This window comes from Streptomyces sp. NPDC002690 (assembly GCF_053592415.1).
This window is the reverse complement of the sequence record NZ_JBSFVR010000031.1, coordinates 1-18,121: the sequence shown is the minus strand read 5'-3', so window position 1 is coordinate 18,121 and position 18,121 is coordinate 1. Positions and strand designations below refer to the sequence as shown.

16 protein-coding genes are annotated in these 18,121 nt (G+C 72.9%); 4 read left to right on the top strand and 12 right to left on the bottom strand.

Going from position 1 to position 18,121, the window contains the following annotated elements:
• Positions 1-6: 6 nt before the first annotated feature.
• The 5 genes from ACWD3D_RS07200 to ACWD3D_RS07180 form a co-directional block, all read right to left on the bottom strand.
• A complete protein-coding gene (locus ACWD3D_RS07200; RefSeq protein ID WP_451459919.1) occupies positions 7-987 on the bottom strand; it encodes an ABC transporter permease subunit in 981 nt (326 codons plus the stop codon).
• Positions 984-1,928, bottom strand: a complete 945-nt coding sequence (locus tag ACWD3D_RS07195; protein WP_451459918.1) for an ABC transporter ATP-binding protein — start codon at positions 1,926-1,928, stop codon at positions 984-986. Before ACWD3D_RS07195 ends, ACWD3D_RS07200 begins: the two co-directional genes overlap by 4 nt.
• A gap of 210 nt (positions 1,929-2,138) precedes the next feature.
• A complete protein-coding gene (locus tag ACWD3D_RS07190; RefSeq protein ID WP_451459917.1) occupies positions 2,139-3,056 on the bottom strand; it encodes a glycosyltransferase family 2 protein in 918 nt (305 codons plus the stop codon).
• 155 nt (positions 3,057-3,211) lie between these two features.
• The gene (locus ACWD3D_RS07185) at positions 3,212-4,066 is read right to left on the bottom strand and encodes a PhzF family phenazine biosynthesis isomerase (protein WP_451459916.1); all 855 of its coding nucleotides are present in this window, start codon (positions 4,064-4,066) and stop codon (positions 3,212-3,214) included.
• A 169-nt stretch (positions 4,067-4,235) separates the two neighbouring features.
• Positions 4,236-4,886, bottom strand: a complete 651-nt coding sequence (locus tag ACWD3D_RS07180) for a CatB-related O-acetyltransferase (protein ID WP_451459915.1) — start codon at positions 4,884-4,886, stop codon at positions 4,236-4,238.
• A gap of 254 nt (positions 4,887-5,140) precedes the next feature.
• Here ACWD3D_RS07180 and ACWD3D_RS07175 point away from each other — a divergent pair, with 254 nt between their 5' ends.
• Positions 5,141-6,808, top strand: a complete 1,668-nt coding sequence (locus tag ACWD3D_RS07175; protein ID WP_451459914.1) for an alkaline phosphatase D family protein — start codon at positions 5,141-5,143, stop codon at positions 6,806-6,808.
• 21 nt (positions 6,809-6,829) lie between these two features.
• Here the strand turns inward: ACWD3D_RS07175 and ACWD3D_RS07170 are convergent, their stop codons facing one another.
• Positions 6,830-7,852 (bottom strand): Gfo/Idh/MocA family protein, encoded by a 1,023-nt coding sequence (locus tag ACWD3D_RS07170; protein WP_451459913.1) that lies wholly within the window; start codon positions 7,850-7,852, stop codon positions 6,830-6,832.
• 82 nt (positions 7,853-7,934) lie between these two features.
• Between ACWD3D_RS07170 and ACWD3D_RS07165 the strand changes: the two genes are divergently transcribed.
• A complete protein-coding gene (locus tag ACWD3D_RS07165) occupies positions 7,935-9,317 on the top strand; it encodes a multidrug effflux MFS transporter (RefSeq protein ID WP_451459912.1) in 1,383 nt (460 codons plus the stop codon).
• Positions 9,318-9,432: 115 nt separating this feature from the next.
• Here ACWD3D_RS07165 and ACWD3D_RS07160 read toward each other — a convergent pair whose 3' ends face one another.
• Complete coding sequence (locus ACWD3D_RS07160; RefSeq protein ID WP_451459911.1) at positions 9,433-10,776, bottom strand: hypothetical protein; 1,344 nt, start codon at positions 10,774-10,776, stop codon at positions 9,433-9,435.
• 185 nt (positions 10,777-10,961) lie between these two features.
• Between ACWD3D_RS07160 and ACWD3D_RS07155 the strand changes: the two genes are divergently transcribed.
• Positions 10,962-11,957, top strand: coding sequence for a small ribosomal subunit Rsm22 family protein (locus ACWD3D_RS07155; RefSeq protein WP_451459910.1), 996 nt, complete (start codon positions 10,962-10,964; stop codon positions 11,955-11,957).
• A gap of 36 nt (positions 11,958-11,993) precedes the next feature.
• On the opposite strand, the gene ddaH is transcribed toward ACWD3D_RS07155, so the two are convergent.
• A complete protein-coding gene (ddaH, locus tag ACWD3D_RS07150) occupies positions 11,994-12,812 on the bottom strand; it encodes a dimethylargininase (protein WP_451459909.1) in 819 nt (272 codons plus the stop codon).
• A 344-nt stretch (positions 12,813-13,156) separates the two neighbouring features.
• Between ddaH and ACWD3D_RS07145 the strand changes: the two genes are divergently transcribed.
• Entirely contained in the window at positions 13,157-13,900 is a 744-nt protein-coding gene (locus ACWD3D_RS07145; RefSeq protein WP_451459908.1) for a bifunctional DNA primase/polymerase, read from the top strand.
• Positions 13,901-14,044: 144 nt separating this feature from the next.
• On the opposite strand, the gene ACWD3D_RS07140 is transcribed toward ACWD3D_RS07145, so the two are convergent.
• The 4 genes from ACWD3D_RS07140 to ACWD3D_RS07125 form a co-directional block, all read right to left on the bottom strand.
• On the bottom strand, positions 14,045-15,031 hold the full coding sequence (locus ACWD3D_RS07140; protein ID WP_451459907.1) for a hypothetical protein: 987 nt from the start codon (positions 15,029-15,031) through the stop codon (positions 14,045-14,047).
• A gap of 124 nt (positions 15,032-15,155) precedes the next feature.
• Positions 15,156-16,010: a heme ABC transporter ATP-binding protein gene (locus ACWD3D_RS07135; protein WP_451459906.1), complete on the bottom strand. Its 855-nt coding sequence runs from the start codon at positions 16,008-16,010 to the stop codon at positions 15,156-15,158.
• Complete coding sequence (locus ACWD3D_RS07130; protein WP_451459905.1) at positions 16,007-17,095, bottom strand: FecCD family ABC transporter permease; 1,089 nt, start codon at positions 17,093-17,095, stop codon at positions 16,007-16,009. The genes ACWD3D_RS07135 and ACWD3D_RS07130 overlap by 4 nt, the downstream gene beginning before the upstream one ends.
• Positions 17,092-18,057 carry a heme/hemin ABC transporter substrate-binding protein gene (locus tag ACWD3D_RS07125; RefSeq protein ID WP_451459940.1) on the bottom strand — a complete coding sequence of 322 codons (966 nt, stop codon included), beginning with the start codon at positions 18,055-18,057 and terminating at the stop codon, positions 17,092-17,094. The genes ACWD3D_RS07130 and ACWD3D_RS07125 overlap by 4 nt, the downstream gene beginning before the upstream one ends.
• Between the last annotated feature and the right edge of the window lie 64 nt (positions 18,058-18,121).

Sequence of the window (18,121 nt, the reverse complement as noted above, 5' to 3'; positions counted from 1 at the left end):
GCGCCGTCACAGCGGGCGCCGGGAGACACGCCACACGACGAACACGGTCAGCAGCGCCGTGGCGGCGAGCAGGATGCCGGCGCCGGTCCACTGCATGGCGTTCATCTGGTCGTATTCGAGGTACTCGACGACATTGTTGACGATGCCCTTGTCCTTGACGCAGGCGTTCTGCGCCGCCTCGGTGGCCTTGGCGCAGGTGCCCCAGCCGTAGAGCGTGCCGTCCGCGGTGCCGACCCAGCTGTCGAGCTGCTGCACGTCCTGGTAGCCGCCGAGGGAGCTCTCCGCGTTCAGCGGGTACGTGAACATGTGGCTGGTGCCGAGCCGGTCGCGGAACTGGTCCCAGACGACGCTCACGAAGACCGAGAAGCCGAGGGTCACCACCATCGCCATCAGCACCCGGCGCAGCAGGACCCCGATGGTGATGCCCGCCGCGGTGAGAAACAGGCAGAACGCCGGCAGGACCGGACCGGTGCTGTCGAAGACCGACCCGTCCAGCCAGACGAACGGGAAGACCGACCGGTACGGCTTCCACCACCAGGTGAAGAGCACGGAGAACACCAGGCCGGCGAAGAGGGCGACGGAGTAGCCCAGCGTCAGCTTGGCGATCAGCCAGCGGCGGCGCGGCACCGACTGGGTGGTGACCAACTGCGCGGTGCCCTGCTCGGTGTCGGAGGCGATCAGCGGAGCGCCGACGAGAACGCCGAGGAGCGTCGGGAGCACGCCGAGGGCCAGCGTGAGGTAGTCCAGGATCCGTGCGGAGGTGACCTCGTCCGGCGCGCTCTTTCGTGGCCACCCGGCCGCGTCCAGCGTGTCGATCATCTGCCCGCGCTGGTACACGATCACGGCCGCACCGAGGATCACCAGCGCGAGCGCGCTGTACAGCGTCGCCCGGTGCTGGCGCACCACGAGCCAGGTCAGTCCGCGCAGCGGGCCGCGCCGGACGGTTCCCGCCCCCGTGGAGGGGTCGGTCAGGGTGGTCGTGGTCATGATGCGGTGATCCCTTCGGCGTCGGTGAGGGCGCCCGGGGCGAGGAGCGCGGGCGCGTCCGGTGAACGGAGGTGGGCCAGCAGCACCTCCTCCAGGCTCGGTTCGCTGATCTGCCAGTCGCCGCTCAGCGGTCCCTGGGGGCGTACGAGCGCCTGGAACTGGCGGCCCTGGACCCGGGACTCGATCACGGTGTGGCGGGTCAGCTCCGGCGGCAGCCCACCGTCCGACGCCAGCCCGGTGACCAGGGCGTGGGCGGGGACCAGTGCGTCGGTCTCACCGGCCATCCGGAGCCGCCCCTCGGACACCACCAGCAGGTGGTCGCACATGTCCTCCAGTTCGCCCAGCATGTGGGAGGACATCAGCACCGTCGTTCCGCGTTCGACGGCCTCGGCCATCAGCAGGGTGCTCATCTCGTCGCGCGCCAGCGGGTCGAGATCCGACATCGGCTCGTCCAGCAGCAGCAGGCCGGGGCGCTTGCCGAAGGCGAGCGCGAAGGCGACCCGGGTGCGCTGGCCGCCGGAGAGCGTACCGACGCGTGCCTCCAGCGGGACCTGGCCCGAGCGGACGATCCGTTCTGCCGCCGCCATGTCCCAGCCCGGGTTGAGTTCGGCGCCCATCCGCAGCGTCTCGGCCACCGTGAACCGCTTGAAGAGTGGCTTGTCCTGGCCGAGGAAGGCGAACCGGGGCATGGCCGAAGTGTCGTCGACCGGGACGCCGAAGATCTTCAACTCGCCCTCGGTCGGGTCGATCTGCTGGGACGCGATGCCGAGCAGGGTGCTCTTGCCCGCGCCGTTGGGGCCGACGAGACCGCAGATCCGTCCGGCCGGGAGCCGGAAGGAGAGGTCCCGCAGAGCCCAGCCGCGGCGGTAGCGCTTGCTCAGTCTGCGGGCCTCCAGAGCCCATGGCCCGGAGGTCTCGCTCGGTGTGCTCGGGTGTTCCACGCCTCGCCCCAATTCCATTAGTCAACTAGTGGAATCATTGTCTGAAGGTCGGGAACTGTCAAGGAGCCTTCCTGCGACGGTGGTTCGGGCGCGCCCGACGCGCCCCGGAAACGCCGATCGCCCGGAACGCGAGGCGTCCGGGCGATCGGTGGAGCGGTGGGGAAGCGGAGCGGTAGGGCGGTGGCCTCCGGCGGAAGGAGGTACGAGCGGTCAGACGAGCGGCGGGCGGCCGAGCCGGGTCATCCGCCACACGGTGCGCCAGCGCATCGGGTTGCGGGGGCCGCACGGGGTGCGCAGGCCCTCGACGAACCCGCCCATCCAGGCCTTCAGCCCCTTCGCGGACCGGGTCCTGGCGAAGGTGAGCAGTGTCCATACGCCCAGGTAGAGGGGGATCAGCGGCGCCGGGAGGTTCCGGCGGGCGAGCCACACCCGGTTGCGGGCGGTCATCCGGTGGTAGACCGCGTGCCGGGCGGGCGAGGTCTTGGGGTGCTGGAGCAGCAGATCGGGCTCGTAGAGGATGTTCCAGCCGCTGTCGAGCGCCCGCCAGGAGAGATCCGTCTCCTCGTGGGTGAAGAAGAACTCGGCAGGCCACAGGCCCGTGCCCGCCAGCATCTTCATCGAGAAGGCGTGCGCGCCGCCGAGGAAGGCCGTGACGTGTCCGCGCCGCATCGGGTCCGAGGCGCGCAGCCGCGGGATGTGGCGGCGCTGGGTCTCGCCGTGCTCGTCGGCGATCCGGAAGCCGACGATGCCCAGGACGGGATCGGCGGTGAACAGGTCCTGCACCGTGCTGAACACGTTCTTCTCGACCAGCAGGCCGTCGTCGTCCAGCTCGATCACCACGTCCACGTCGCCGAGTTCGGCGAGACGGGCGAGGCCGACGTTCCGGCCGCCGGGGCAGCCGAGGTTCTCCTCGTTCTCGATGAGGGTCACCCCGCCCTCCAGGTCCTCCAGGCCGGGGAAGGTGGAGAAGTCCGGAAGCTTCGTGCCGTTGCCGATGACGACCAGCCGGGTGGGCCGGACGTCCTGCATGGCCACCGACGCGAGGAGGGCCTCCACCGCCTGCGGGCGGTCACCCATGGTGACGATGGAGACACCGATGCGTGGTGCGAGGGTTGCGGATGCGGACAAGATCGGTACTCCCGTGCTCGGCTTCGGTGTCCGCGATCGTACGCCCCGGATTTCGGCCGCCCGACGCCGAACCGTCGTATGGATGCCGAGAAGTGTTCACCGGGCGCCGAGGGCCCTGCCGCGGGACGCGCTCGACCGGGCGCGGATGCCCCCGGTCAGCCGATACGGGTCCCCGCGCCGCTCACCCGTACGCGAGGATCGCCCGGGCGCAGCTCCACCGTGAGGGTGCCGGGCCGGCCCATGTCCGCGCCCTGGTGGAGGGTGAGCACCGCCTGGTCCGGGACGAGGCCCAGCTCACGCGCGTACGCCCCGAAAGCCGCGGCGGCGGCGCCCGTCGCGGGGTCCTCCACCACACCGCCCACCGGGAACGGGTCGCGGGCGTGGAAGACCCGCTCGGACTCCCGCCACACCAGCTGGACCGTCGTCAGGTCCAGCCGCTCCATGAGGGACGCGAGCCGGGAGAAGTCGTACCTCAGGTCCGCGAGGCGCTCGCGGGTCGCGGCGGCCAGCACGAGATGGCGGGCACCCGCGAACGCGATGCGGGGCGGCAGCGCCGGGTCGAGATCACCGGCCGGCCAGTCGAGCGCGGCCAGCGCCTGGGCCAGATCCGCCGGTGCGATGTCCGTCACCTGCGGCTCCACGCTGGTCAGGGTGGCCCTCAGCGTGCCGTCCCGCAGCGCCACCGCGACCGGGACCGTGCCGGCCCGGGTCAGGAACTCCAGGTCACCGGGGCCGTCGCGGTCCGCCAGCGCGAGCGCGGCGGCGACCGTCGCGTGTCCGCAGAACGGCACCTCTGCCTTCGGGCTGAAGTAGCGGACCGTGTACGTCCGCTCCCCGGGCGCCCGGGTCAGGAACGCGGACTCGCTGTAGCCGAGCCGGGCGGCGACGGCCAGCATCGCGGCATCGTCCAAGGCGGAGGCGTCCAGGACGACACCGGCCGGGTTGCCGCCCTCCGGGTCGGTGGAGAAAGCGGTGTAATGCAGGATCTCGGCAGATTCGTCGGCGCTCATGCAGCGGCTCAACCGGTGGATCCGGGGACGTATTCCCGATGCGGGCCAGGAGGTGGCAGGGCCGCTCGGCCCAGCATCTCCGCCGCCGGATCGTTGGCGTACGTCACCCGGTGGCCCCGGGCGACCGGTCCGCGGATGATCTCCGAGCCGACGGCACATGGCCGCACCGTCATGAGCGGCGCGGGCCGGGAGCGGCGGCTTCCAGGTCGGCGACACTGCCCGACATCACCGTCCGGACGTGCGCGGTGAGGTGCTCGGCGGGCCAGTCCCACCAGGCCACCGCCAGCAGCCGGGCGACGTCCCGCGCACCGAAGCGGGTGCGCAGGAGGCGGGCCGGGTTGCCGCCGACGATGCCGTAGTCGGGCACGTCCGAGGTGACGACCGAGCCGGCACCGATGATCGCCCCGTGCCCGATGCGTACACCCGGCAGCACCGTGGTGCCGTAGCCGAACCAGACGTCGTTGCCGACGACCGTGTCCCCCCGGTCCGGCAGGCCCGTGAGCAGGTCGAAGTGGTCGGACCAGGAGCCGCCCATGGTGGGGAAGGGGAACGTGGAGGGGCCGTCCATACGGTGGTTGGCGCCGTTCATGAGGAACCGCACCCCTGTGCCCAGCGCGCAGAACTTCCCGATGACCAGCTTCTCCGGGCCGTAGTGGTAGAGCACGTTCCGCGTCTCGAACGCGGTCGCGTCGTCCGGGTCGTCGTAGTAGGTGTACTCCCCGACCTCGATCAACGGCGACGTCACCAGTGGGCGCAGGAGCACCACCCGGGGCTGGCCGGGCATCGGGTGGAGCACGGTCGGGTCGGCGGGTACGGGCACGTCGGGGATCCTCCCGGAGGCGGCGTCGGGCCATCCATGATCACAGCAAAGCGCCCTCCCGGACAGTCGTTTGTCACCTGCGGATACGTGCGCCGCCCGCCGCTCCGCCCGGCGCACGCGGTGCTCATCACCCCGCCATCCGGATGTCGTGCACCCGACAGACGGGCGATGCCGTTCCGCACTCCAATGCCCAGGGGGCGTCCGGCGGGCCGAGGCCGCACACCCCTCGACACCCATCTGCCAGGGGAGAGACCATGACGCCCGCACCGACCGCCACGGACACCGAACGCCCGGACCGACCGGCCGAGTTCCGCGCCGCGGCCCGCCGCCACAGCCAGGGCGTGGGCCGCCGCCGCTTCCTCACCACCACCGGCGCCGCCGCCGCGCTCGCCTTCGCCGTCAACCTGCCCGCCGCGGGCACGGCGAGCGCCGCCGAACTCGACCCCCGCCGGATCACCGAGAACCCCTTCACCCTCGGAGTGGCCTCCGGAGACCCGCTGCCCGACTCCCTCCTGCTCTGGACGCGCCTCGCCCCGCGCCCGTACGAGGCGGACGGCGGGCTGCCCGCCTCCCGCGTCCAGGTCGGCTGGGAGCTCGCCCACGACGAGCGCTTCCGCCGCGTCGTCCGGCGCGGAACCGCCACCGCGCACCCGGAGTTCGCGCACAGCGTCCGCACCGAGGTCCGCGGCCTGGAACCCGGCCGCACCTTCTACTACCGCTTCCGCGCCGGTGGCTGGACCAGCGGGACCGGCCGCACCCGCACCGCCCCCGACCCGCACACCCGCAACCGTGCGGTCAGGCTCGCCGCCGTCTCCTGCCAGGCGTACCACGACGGGTACTTCACCGCCTACCGCCACCTCGCGGACGAGGACGTGGACGCCGTCTTCCACCTCGGCGACTACCTCTACGAGTACGCCGTCACCGCCACCGGCGGCGCCCGCGCCTACACCGACCGCGTGCTGCCCGACGTCTTCAACCGGGAGACGCTGACCCTGGAGGACTACCGGCTGCGGTACGCCCTCTACAAGTCGGACCCCGACCTGCGCGCCGCGCACGCCGCGCACCCCTTCGTCGTCACCTGGGACGACCACGAGACCGAGAACAACTACGCCGACGACACCCCCGAGAACAGCGTGCCCGCCGAGGAGTTCCTGCTCCGCCGGGCCGCCGCCTACCGCGCGTACTGGGAGAACCAGCCGCTGCGCACCCCGCAGCGCCCCACCGGCCCCGACATGCGCCTCTACCGGCGGCTGCGGTTCGGCCGCCTCGCACAGTTCGACATCCTGGACACCCGCCAGTACCGCAGCGACCAGGCGTACGGCGACGGCTGGAAGGTGCCCGGACCCGAGTCCGAGGACCCCGCCCGCACCCTGACCGGCGCCACCCAGGAGCGCTGGCTGATCGACGGCTGGCGCGCCTCGCGCGCCACCTGGAACGTCCTGCCCCAGCAGGTCACCTTCGCCCGGCGCAAGGACGTGCCCACCGCCGCCTACAAGCTCTCGATGGACTCCTGGGACGGCTACCCGGCCTCCCGGCAACGGGTGCTGGACGGCGCCGAGTCGGCGGGCGTCGACAACCTGCTGGTCCTCACCGGGGACGTGCACGTCGCCTACGGCTTCGACCTCAAGAAGGACTTCGACGACCCCTCGTCCCGTACCGTCGGCACGGAGATCGTCACCTCCTCCATCACCAGCGGCCAGAACGGCTCGGTGAAGCCCGCCAACTGGAACAACCAGATGGCGGCCAACCCGCACCTGAAGTTCTACGACGGCCGCCGCGGCTACGCGCTGGTCACCCTCGAAGACGACCACGCCCGCGCCGACTTCCGCGCGGTGGACGCCGTCACCACGCCCGGCGCCCCCGTCACGACGGCCGGTTCCTTCGTGACGGAGGCGGGCAACCCGGGGCTGACCCCGGCCTGACAAGCGGTATGTGACGAGCCGTCAGGCGCCCTTGCCCGTACGGTCGTCGGAGGGGTAGCGGACGCCGATGCGGTCCCGTACCGCGTCGAGCGTCCGCATCACCGCCAGAGAACCGTCCAGCGGCACCAGCGGGGACTCGGTCTCGCCCGCCCGCAGCGCGCGCATCACCTCGACCGCCTCGTACTGCATGCCGGAAAGACCCTGCGGACCCGGACCGGTGACGATCTTCTCCGGCGCCGGGTCCGAGGAGCCCGCACGGTGCAGGAGGAGGTGGTCGGGGTGGAAGAAGTCGCGCGGGAGGTCGATGCGGCCCTTCGTGCCGACGACGGTCGCCGCCGTGGCGTGGTGGCCCACGATCGAGCAGGAGAGCAGCGCGGTCGCGCCCGAGTCCCAGCCCAGCAGTATCCCGGTGTTCAGGTCGGTGCCCTCGGGGGAGAGCAGCGCGTCCGCCTGCACCCGGTCCGGCTCGCCCAGCAGGAGGTGCGCGAACGACACCGGGTAGACCCCCAGGTCGAGCAGCGCGCCGCCGCCGAGGGCGGGGTTGCGCAGCCGGTGCTCGGGACCCACGTCACCGGCGAACCCGAAGTCGGCCTGGACGGTGCGGATCTCGCCGATCGCGCCCTCGCGCACCAGCTCCGTCATCCGGCGGACGACCGGGTTGAGGTACGTCCACATGGCCTCCATCAGGAACAGCCCGCGCTCCCGGGCGAGCCCGACCAGCTCACCGGCCTGCCCCGCGTCCAGCGTGAACGCCTTCTCGCAGAGCACGTGCTTGCCCGCGCGCAGCGCCAGCGCGGTCGCCTCGTAGTGGGCGGAGTGCGGGGTTGCGACATACACCACATCGACGTCGTCGTCCGCGACCAATTCGGCCCAGCTCCCGTAGGCCCGACCGATCCCGAACCGCTCGGCGAACGCCTGGGCCGACGCCTCGGTGCGCGAGGCCACCGCGACCACCTCGGCATCGGGCAGTCCCAGCAGATCCTTGGTGAAGGTCGCGGCTATGCCGCCCGTCGCCAATATGCCCCAACGCACAGTCCCGCTCATGCCACGCCCTCGAAATCGGGTTACGACCACAACGCCTGAGCTGAGAGCATAGATGCGGATTTCAACGATGTGGAGATGAAGCATGCCGGACAGCGGCGTAAGCCGGGCCCAGCAAGAACAAGAGCACATACCTACGGCGGGAACCGGTCGAGTGATCACCGGCCTCGCCGTTCCCGACCCCGCGCCGGGCCCCGAGGGCCCGGCTCTTCCCGGTCTCACCGGCCTCCCGGCCGCCCCGGCGGCGGCCGTCCGCCGGACCGCGTTCCTGGTGACCCTGGTGCTCGGCGGCCTCACCGCGCTGCCGGCCCTGTCCATGGACATGTACCTGCCGGCGCTGCCCGACGTCACCGACGCGCTGCACGCCCCGGCCGCCACCGTCCAGCTCACGCTGACCGCCTGCCTCCTCGGCATGGCCCTCGGCCAGCTCGTCGTCGGCCCCATGAGCGACCGTTGGGGCCGCCGCGGACCGCTCCTGACCGGCATGGTCGTCTACGTCGTCGCCACGGCGATCTGCGCCATCGCCCCCAACGCCGAGATGCTCATCGGCTGCCGCCTCCTCCAGGGCCTCGCCGGCTCGGCCGGCATCGTGATCTCCCGGGCCGTCGTGCGCGACCTCTACGACGGCATCGAGATGGCCAAGTTCTTCTCCACCCTGATGCTGATCTCGGGTGTCGCCCCGATCATCGCGCCGCTGATCGGCGGCCAGGTGCTGCGGATCACGGACTGGCGCGGCGTCTTCGTCGTGCTCACCGTCGTCGGCCTGCTGCTGACCCTGGTCGTGTGGAAGAGCCTGCACGAGACCCTGCCGCCGGAGGAACGTCACACCGGCGGCGTCGCCGAAGCCCTGCGCACCATGCGCGGCCTCTTCGCCGACCGGGTGTTCATCGGCTACACGATCGCCGGCGGGCTCGCCTTCGCGGCCCTCTTCGCCTACGTCAGCGCCTCGCCGTTCGTCATCCAGGAGATCTACGGCGCCTCGCCGCAGACCTTCAGCCTGCTCTTCGGCCTCAACTCGGTCGGCCTGATCGTCGTCGGCCAGATCAACGGCCGGCTGCTCGTCGGCCGGGTCAGCCTCGACCGGGTGCTGCTCTTCGGGCTCTCCGTCATCCTGCTCGCCGCCGTCGTGCTGCTGCTGATGACCAGCGGGGTCTTCGGTGAAGTGGGGCTCGCCCCCGTCGCCGGCACCCTGTTCGTCCTGATGTCCGCGATGAGCCTGGCGCTGCCCAACACGAACTCGCAGGCCCTGATGCGCTCCAAGCACGCGGCGGGCTCCGCCTCCGCGCTGCTCGGCACCTCGTCGTTCCTCATCGGCGCGATCGCCTCGCCGCTGGTGGGCATCGCGGGGGAGGACACGGCCGTCCCGATGGCCCTCGTCCAGACCATCTGCGCCGCCGCGGCCATGGCCTGCTTCCTGGTGCTCTGCCGCCCCTGGGAGCGGCGCGGCCGGACCGAGGGCGGACTGTAAGCCCCCGCTTTCGCCCCGTGATCCGTACGGCGCTCCCGGATCACGGGGCCCACGCCCCGCGCGCGGCACGTGGGTCCGCGCACGGGCAGCAGGTCGGTGCGCGCCCGGGGGCCGGTCAGTCCTCGCGCGGGTAGCCGATCAGATGCGCCCGGCCCTCACGGTCCGTGGTGCGGAAGATCCCGACCCCGGTCGTCTCGGCCACCGGCAGCCGTACGTCGCGGGCGAGCGGCTCGTCCGATCCGTCGACGAAGTCCATCACCACCGGTACCCCGCCCCCGGCCAGCGCCTCCTCGGCGTCCCGCACGTTCCGGGCGCCGTACGCGATCCCGTCGTCCGTCACCGAGGCCAGCGTCACGTGGGACGAGCCGTCCTCGTCCTCCAGGCAGTAGCCCTTCTTGGCCACCAGGTCGAACGCCAGGTTCCCGGCGACCAGATAGTCGCCCGAAGGTGGGACGACCGCCTGCGGGAAGCGGCCCGGCTGTATGGCCGGACGGTGGCACTCCACCGACACCAGGGCCTTGCCGCTCGCCGCGTCGTGCACCGTCCACATCTCGTGGGTCGCCGCCCGCTTCGAGGACTTCTCCGGCTGCCACTTCGCCAGCACCAGCCCCGCCACCACGGACGTCGGCACCCCGGAGGCCGGGTCGGCCCCCTTCGGCGCGACCTTCCGGCTGTACCAGCCGCCCGGCACCCAGAACTCCCGCGCCCCGCTCACCAGCAGCCCCTGCCCGGTCTGGCCGACCACCTCCGTCAGCTTCCGGCAGGCGGTACAGCCCTCGGGGTACTTCAGATCCGACGCGGCGACCTTCGACGTCTCGCCGGTCACCGGGTCGATCAGCGCCGCGTTCGCGCCGGCGTCGGAGATCACGAGGTCCGGGCCTGCCGCCGAGACCGACGGAGCACCGTTCCACGGCAGCTCCACATGGTGACGGTCGCCGTTGGCCGCCGCGTACACGTCGATCGAGAGGAACGTCTCCGACGGGGCGAGTCCGTCGCCCGCCTTCCCGTACGACCACGTGACGAAGAACTCCCGGTCCTCCCGGGAGACGGTCAGCAGCCGGGGATAGCTCTCCGGGTCCAGCGTCTGACGGGCCTCGCTGCGCCACCCCAGCTTCCCGGTGGCCGTGTCGAGGGTGCGCAGCCGGTAGCGCCGGTCCGCCGTGCGCTCCAGGTAGGCGAGGGTGCCGGTCGGCCAGGAGAAGGCGATGTCCGGCGAGGCGCCGACGATCTCCCAGCCGCTCGCCGTCGTGTACCGGGGCGGCACGTCGAGGAGGGTCCGCGACCCGGACGAGGAGGGCGCGGGCTTCGCCGAGGGGGAGACGGAAGCCGCCTCGGGCGTGCTGCCCGCGCCCTTCCCGTCGTCCTTCGACGCACCCCCGCCGCAGGTCGCCAGCAGCAGGAGGAGCGCCAGGAAGGTCCCCCCGCCGACCAGAGTCAGCCGAACGATCCTCTGTCTCATGGGTCCCCCCGTTGGGCCGTCGCGGGTCTCGCGGCGGTCAGCGTAGCAACTGCCACCTGGGTGAGCGGAGTTACACGCATCCCGTCGCGCACCCGTGACCCGGCGGGCCCACCCGCCGCCGGGGGCGGGGCCCCGCGCCCTTCCCGCCGGGCCGGGGAGGGCCGCGCCGCGAATAGAATTCCTCGGTGAACGTCACCCTCCCCACCGCCGAAGCCCTGCGCGCGGCCCTCGCCGGTCTGCTCGACGGACTGCCGCCCCGGCAGGCGACCCAGGCCGTCGACCGGCTGATCGCCAGCTACCGCGGTACGACCCCGACCGACGCGCCGGTGCTGCGGGACCGGGCGGACGTCGTCGCCTACGCCGCGTACCGGATGCCCGCGACCTTCGAGGCCGTACGGGCCGCCCTGGACGCGCTCCGCGAGGCCGCGCCGGAGTGGGAGCCGGCCACCCACACCGACGTCGGCGGCGGCACCGGCGCGGCGAGCTGGGCCGTCGCCGGGGCCTGGGACGGCCCGGAGACCACCGTCCTGGACTGGGCCGAACCCGCCCTCGCGCTCGGCCGTGAGCTGGCCGAGGCCGGCGGGCCCCCCGGGCTGCGGGCCGCGCGGTGGCAGCGCGCCCGGATCGGCGCCGGGCTGGAGCTGGCCCCCACGGACCTGGTGACCGTCTCGTACGTACTCAAGGAACTGACCCCCGCCGCCCGGACCGAGCTGGTCGACGCGGCGGCCACGGCCGCGCGGGCCGTCGTCGTCGTGGAGCCCGGCACCCCCGACGGATACGCCCGGGTGATCGAGGCGCGCGACCGGCTGATCGCCGCCGGGCTGACCGTGGCGGCGCCCTGCCCGCACAGCGCCGCCTGCCCCATCGAGCCGGGCACCGACTGGTGCCACTTCTCCGCCCGGGTCAGCCGCTCCTCGCTGCACCGGCAGGTCAAGGGCGGGACGCTGAGCCACGAGGACGAGAAGTTCTCCTACGTCGTCGCGACCCGCTTCCCCGCACGCCCGGTGGCCGCCCGGGTCACCCGCAGGCCGCAGATCCGCAAGGGCCAGGTCCTGCTGGAACTCTGCACCCGGGACGAGGCTCTGCGGCGCGAGACGGTCACCAAACGCCACGGCGCCCTCTACCGGGCGGCCCGGGACACCGACTGGGGCGACGCCTGGCCGCCGCCCCAGGAGGACTGACCGGGACCGATCCCGCAGGACCGGTCCCCGTCCCGGTCACCGGTCCCGCAGCTCCTGGGTGCAGCACTTCACGCTGCCGCCGCCCTTCAGCAGCTCGCTCAGGTCCATCGGCACCGGCTCGAAGCCCCGGTCCCGCAGCGGATCGAACAGCCCCGTCGCGGCCTGCGGCAGCAGCACGTGCAGGCCGTCGCTGACCGCGTTCAGGCCGAGCGCGGCGGCGTCCGGCTCCCCGGCGATCAGGGCGTCCGGGAAGAGCCGGGCCAGCACGGAACGGCTGCCGGGGGAGAACGCGCCGGGGTAGTACATGATCTCGTCGGCCGCGTCGTCGAGCACGCAGAGCGCCGTGTCCAGGTGGTAGTAGCGCGGATCGACCAGATCCAGGCCGATCACCGGCCGGCCGAAGAACTCCTGCGCCTCGTCGTGCGTGAGCGGACTGGACCGGAAACCCGTACCGGCCAGCACGAAGGACGCGGTGACGGCGAAATCGCCCTCGCCCTCGTTGACGTGCTCCGGCTCACGTACCTCCTCGTAGCCGTGGAGGCGGAACCACTCCCGGTGCGCCTCGGCCTCACCGTGCCGCTCCTGGTGCGCGAACCTCGCGCCGAGCACCCGGCCGTCGATCACGGTCGCGCCGTTGGCGGCGAAGACCATGTCCGGCAGACCGGGCAGCGGCGTCAGCTCCTCCACCGCGTGACCGAGGGAGCGGTAGCGCTCGCGGAGGTCCTCCCACTGCGTCTGCGCGAGCGGCAGATCGACGGGCTTGGAGGGGTCCATCCACGGGTTGATGGAGTAGGTGACCCGGAAATGTGCCGGGGCGCACATCAGATAGCGACGAGGGGTGGCGTCACGGTGCACGGGGGCTCCTCACGAACGGCAGCCTCGGCTGCGGCACGGTGGGGTGCGCGCGGTCTGCGCGTGAGCCCATGGTGCGCCGCGCGGCCCCCGGTCCGCAGTGCGCCGATCGGGTGACGGCGCGCCCGGCGCGTCCACGGCCACGGTGCCGTACGTCACCGGCGGGCCCGGTCACCAGAGGCCCGTAGCTCTCGTTCGCGATGGGGGAGGATGCCCTGTAATGACACGTTATAGAGAGTGATGTCCCTCACTCGGGGCGGTGGTGTTCAACCCCGCTGGCGAACTCTGGCCACCCGAGGCGCAGGATGGTGGGACCATGGACGGGTAACGCTGAGGTGAGGGGATAGATGGGCGCCGATTCCGGCCGCAACCGCGGCACAGAGGGCAAGATTTCCCAGTGGCTGCGGCGACGACCCAAGCAACAGACCGATGCGGACGGCTCGGCCCGACTGGCCATGCTCCTGGCCGTCGCCGAGGCGGGGATGCCGATCTCGCCCGCCGCCCACCCGCTCGGACACCGATGTTCGTGCGAACGCATCGGATGCCCCACCCCCGCCCGCCACCCCGTGTCCTTCGCCTGGCAGACCCAGTCGACCACCGACCGCGCACAGATCGAACGCTGGGCCGAGGGTCAGCCGCTGGCGAACTTCATCACCGCCACCGGGATGGTCCACGACGTGCTGGACGTGCCGCTCTCGGCCGGCGTCAGCGCCCTGGAACGGCTGACCGGGCGCGGCATCGACGTCGGCCCCGTCGCCCGCTCCGGCGACGACCGGATGCTTTTCTTCACCGCCACCCGCGGCACTCCCGAGGACGAGGACGAATGGTGGCCCTGCGAGCTGGACTCGCACCCCGAGACCATGGACGAGCACCCCGGACTGCGCTGGCACTGCCGCGGCAGCTACGTCCTGCTCCCGCCCGCCCGTCTCCCCGGTGAACTCGACGTGGCGTGGGTACGCGGCCCCGAGCACCCGCTGCCGGACCCGCTGACCCTGCTGGAGGCGCTCACCGACGCCTGCGCCGTGTACGTGGACAGTGACGAGGCGACCGGCCTGGACCCGGCCGCGGTGGCCTGGCCGCTGGGCCGCTGAGCCCCGGGACACCACACCGTCCGGCGTGACCCGGGCGCCGTCCGGCGTGACTCGGGCGCCGTCCGGCGTGACCCGGGCGCCGTCCGGCGTGACCCGGGCGCCGTTCGTCGTGACTCGGGCGCCGGGCTCCGACGCCCGGCCGGCTCACTCGCCGGTCGCCGCGACCAGTCCCGGCAGCCGGTTCAGTACGGTCACCTTCGCGCCCCCGGCCGCGCCCCGCGCGGGCACGTACACCAGCTGGCTGGAGACGCGCTCCTTGGTGAGGGAGGTCTTCACCTCGCCCGAGAGCAATGCCTGCGTGTCCCTGTTCACTTCGGGCTTCAGCCCCTGGGCGGCCGTCTGGCGCTCGTAGTGCTTGCTGCTGAAGAAGACCAGTGCCCCGCCGTCCTTCGTCGCGAGCCCGAACGGGCGGAACGCGCCGTCGAGCGGGCGGTCGATGTACTGGTACGAGAACCCCGGCTTCTTCGTCGCCGCGCGGGCGGCCCGCCAGCCCGACGTGGTCCCGCCCGCCGCGAACACGTCCGGTGCCCCGGTGGAGAGATACCCGGTGTATGAGCTGCTCAAGTCCTGTGGCCGCACGGCGAGTTCGGCGCTCACGGCTTCGGCGGGCTTCGCCAGGCCGTCCGCGTCCAGCGCGAACTCCGGTACCCGCGAGGGCGCCACGACCCCGAGATAGGGCACCTTCCACCGCGCGTCCGGGCCGGTCCGCTCGAAGACGAGCAGCCAGCGGGTGTCCTCGTCGCCCTTGTCCACGTCACGGTTGGAGTCGACGTCCGCGAAGAAGTAGCGGGGCCAGCCCGCCTTCTTCGGTATGACGTAGCGCGCGTCCGACAGCTCCAGCGGATCGTGCGCCGCCGCCGGGCTCTTGGTGTAGGTGGACCGTGCCTTCAGCCCCGCCTGGTTGATCGCCCCGAGCGACCCGGTCACCCGCTCCGCGTCCAGAGCGGGATCGAGCGCCGCGTCGGCCGCGTTGTACGCCGTGAGGAAGTCCTTGAGGGCTTGGTCCGCCTCGGACTTCGTCGCCGCGGGCACCTGCTCCAGCTCCCCGTGCACCGTCACGCAGCCGCTCGCCGTCACGCCCAGTACCGTCACCACCGCGAGCCCCGCCGCCGACCGACCCAGCCTTCTCATCCGTTGCCTTCTGCGCCTTCTGATCCGTCGTCCGCACTGACCGTCCGAACCCTACCGGGGCGAAGAAGCGCGTGAGGGCGAGCAGTCGATATACGCCCCGCGCACGGGCCGGCCACCCCGACCGTCACAGGTCCCGGGCGGGGACGACGAGGGGCACCCCCGTCCGCGGATGCGGGAACACCTCGACGGGCTGCCGGTACACCTCGCCGAGGAGTCCGGCGGTGAAGACCTCGGCCGGTGGTCCGCCCGCCGCGATCCGCCCGCCCCGCAGCACCACCGCCCGGTCCGCGTACGCGGCGGCCAGCCCCAGATCGTGCAGCACCGCGACGACCGCGTCCCCGGCGCGGGCCCGCTCCCGGCAGATCCGCAGCACCAGCTCCTGGTGGCGCAGGTCCAGCGCGGCCGTGGGTTCGTCGAGCAGCAGCAGCGGGGCGCGCTGGGCGAGGACCCGGGCCAGCGCCACCCGGGCGCGCTCGCCCCCGGAGAGCGCGGAGAAGGGCCGGTCCGCGAAGGCGGTGACCTCGGTGGCCTCCATCGCGGCGGCCACCGCCGCGTCGTCCTCGTCCGCGCGGGCCGTACCCGACCACGGCGCCCGCCCCATCCGGACGACCTCCGCCACGGGGAAGGGGAAGGAGAGCACCGCCGACTGCGGCAACACGGCCCGGCGCAGGGCGAGTTCGCCGGCCGTCCAGGACCCGGCGGGCCGCCCGTCGATCCGTACCCCGCCCGCGTCGGACGGCAGGTCGGCGGCGAGTGCGGCGAGCAGCGTGGACTTGCCCGCGCCGTTCGGGCCGACGAGCGCCACTACCTCGCCCGCGTGCGCGGTCAGCGAGACGTCGTCGAGCACCCGGCGGCCACCGAGGCGCACCGAGAGCCCGGCGGCCTCCGCCACCGGCGTGCCGGGGGCGCGGCGGACCGGCAGTTCCCGTTCCCGTACGGCGAAGAGGCCCAGCAGGCCGCGTCGTTCACCTGTGCTCATGCCCAACCACCTTGCTTGCGACGGGTCCTGCGCAACAGCCAGAAGAAGAACGGGCTGCCGAAGAGCGCGGTCAGCACCCCGAGCGGAAGTTCGGCCGGTGCCGCCACCGTGCGGGCGGCCAGATCGGCCACCACCAGCACCAGCGCGCCGCCCAGCGCGCTGCCGGGGACGAGGAAGCGGTGGCCGGGGCCGTTCGCCATCCGCAGCAGATGGGGGACGAGCAGCCCCACGAACGAGATGATCCCCGCGACCGCGACAGCCGCCGCGGTCAGCATCGCCACCACCAGGACCAGCACGATCCGCAGCCGCTCCACGTCCACCCCGAGATGGCGGGCCGGCCGCTCGCCCAGCGCGAGCAGGTCCAGCTGCCGTGCGGAGAACGGCGCGACGAGCAGTCCGAGAGCCGCGCACGGCAGTACCGCCAGCACCTTGGGCCAGGTCGCCTGGGCCAGCGAGCCGAGCTGCCAGAAGGTGATCTGGGTGACCTGGGCGTTGTCGGCGAAGAAGAGGAACAGGCCGATCAGCGCCCCGGCGAAGGCGTTGACGGCGATCCCCGTGAGGATCAGGGTCACCACCTCGGTGCGCCCGCCCGACCGGGAGAGCGCGTACACCAGGAGCACCGTCGCGAGGCCGGCGGCGAACGCGCAGACGGTGATGGTCCAGTTGCCGAAGAAGGTGAGGCCGAGGCCGATGGAGGCGACCGCGCCGACGGCCGCGCCGGAGGAGACGCCGATGACGCCGGGCTCGGCCAGCGGGTTGCCGAACACGCCCTGCATCAGGGCGCCCGCGCAGCCGAGCGAGGCGCCGACCAGCAGGGCGAGGGCGACCCGGGGCAGCCGGACGTTCCACAGCACGCTCTCACCGACCCGGTCCAGGGCATGGCCGCCCAGCCCGGCCCGGTGCTGGACCGAGGCGAGTACGTCGCCGAGCGGGATGTCGTACGCGCCGATCCCCGCCGAGAGCAGGCAGCCGACGAGCAGCGCCGCCGTCAGCCCGAGGGTGAGGGCGGGCGCGGTACGCCGCCGGGGCGCGGCGGGAGAGGGGGCCACGGACTCGGTGTGGTCCCGCGGGGAGGTGACGGTCATCGGGTCCCGCCACCCTCGGGGTAGAGCTGTCCGGCGATGTCGGCCAGCACCTGATCGGTGCGCGGGCCGTAGTTGAGGAGTACGCCGTCGTCGATGGAGACGATCCGCCGGTCCAGTCCGGCCGGGGTCTCGGCGACCCCGGGGATTTTGAGCATGCCGTCGATCCCGCCGACGGATTCGAGCCCCTTGGTCATCACGAGGATCGCGTCGGGTGCCGCCTTCGCCAACGCCTCGCTGGTGATGGCGGTGAAGTCCTTGGCGAGCCCGGACGCCTTCCCCGCGTCCACCGCGCCGACCGCCTCCAGCAGCGAACTCGCCCCCGACCGTGCGCCGCCCAGCAGGTAGACGGAGGCGGAGCCGCGCAGGTAGAGGAAGGCGACCCGGGGCTTGTCGCCGTGCTCGGGTACGTCCGCGCGGACCGCGGCGAGGCGGGCGGCGGTGCGCTCCTTCAGCGCGGTGCCCGCCTCCTCGACGCCGAGCGCGGCGGCGACGGTGCCGATCCGCCGTGCCACGTCGTCGAGTTCCTCGGCCGGCTCGACCACCAGCAGCGGGACACCGGCGTCCCGGATCTGGTCGATCGCCTCGGCGGGGCCGGTGGTGGTGTCGGCGAGGACGAGCGTCGGCCTCAGGGAGAGGACGCCCTCCGCGGACACGTCGTGGGCGCGGGTCACCACGGGGAGGTCCGCCGCCTGTTCGAAGGTGGCGGTGATGTCACGGGCGACCACGTGCTTGCCGAGCCCCAGGGTGAAGACGATCTCGCTGAGGGAGCCGGTCAGCGGCACGATCCGGTCCGCCGACGTGACGGTGACCTCCGTGCCGTCCGCCGAGTCGACGGTGACGGGCAGCTCGGGAACCGGGGTGGCGGCCAGCGGCTCCACCCGGTCCGCGGCGGCCGAACCGCCCTTGGCCGCAGCCTGCTTCGGGCCGGAGCCGGTCGTGCCGCCGCATCCGGCGAGCGCCAGCGCGAGGGCGGAAGGCGATCAGCGACCCGAAGTCCGGCGCGACCGCGAACAGCAGGGAGCACTC

Excerpts from the sequence above, each read along its gene's own strand:
- ACWD3D_RS07200 (WP_451459919.1), bottom strand. The coding sequence starts at position 987 with ATGACCACGACCACCCTGACCGACCCCTCCACGGGGGCGGGAACCGTC.
- ACWD3D_RS07185 (WP_451459916.1), bottom strand. The coding sequence starts at position 4,066 with ATGAGCGCCGACGAATCTGCCGAGATCCTGCATTACACCGCTTTCTCC.
- ACWD3D_RS07175 (WP_451459914.1), top strand. The coding sequence starts at position 5,141 with ATGACGCCCGCACCGACCGCCACGGACACCGAACGCCCGGACCGACCG.
- ACWD3D_RS07170 (WP_451459913.1), bottom strand. The coding sequence starts at position 7,852 with ATGAGCGGGACTGTGCGTTGGGGCATATTGGCGACGGGCGGCATAGCC.
- ACWD3D_RS07165 (WP_451459912.1), top strand. The coding sequence starts at position 7,935 with ATGCCGGACAGCGGCGTAAGCCGGGCCCAGCAAGAACAAGAGCACATA.
- ACWD3D_RS07160 (WP_451459911.1), bottom strand. The coding sequence starts at position 10,776 with ATGAGACAGAGGATCGTTCGGCTGACTCTGGTCGGCGGGGGGACCTTC.
- ACWD3D_RS07145 (WP_451459908.1), top strand. The coding sequence starts at position 13,157 with ATGGGCGCCGATTCCGGCCGCAACCGCGGCACAGAGGGCAAGATTTCC.
- ACWD3D_RS07140 (WP_451459907.1), bottom strand. The coding sequence starts at position 15,031 with ATGAGAAGGCTGGGTCGGTCGGCGGCGGGGCTCGCGGTGGTGACGGTA.
- ACWD3D_RS07135 (WP_451459906.1), bottom strand. The coding sequence starts at position 16,010 with ATGAGCACAGGTGAACGACGCGGCCTGCTGGGCCTCTTCGCCGTACGG.
- ACWD3D_RS07130 (WP_451459905.1), bottom strand. The coding sequence starts at position 17,095 with ATGACCGTCACCTCCCCGCGGGACCACACCGAGTCCGTGGCCCCCTCT.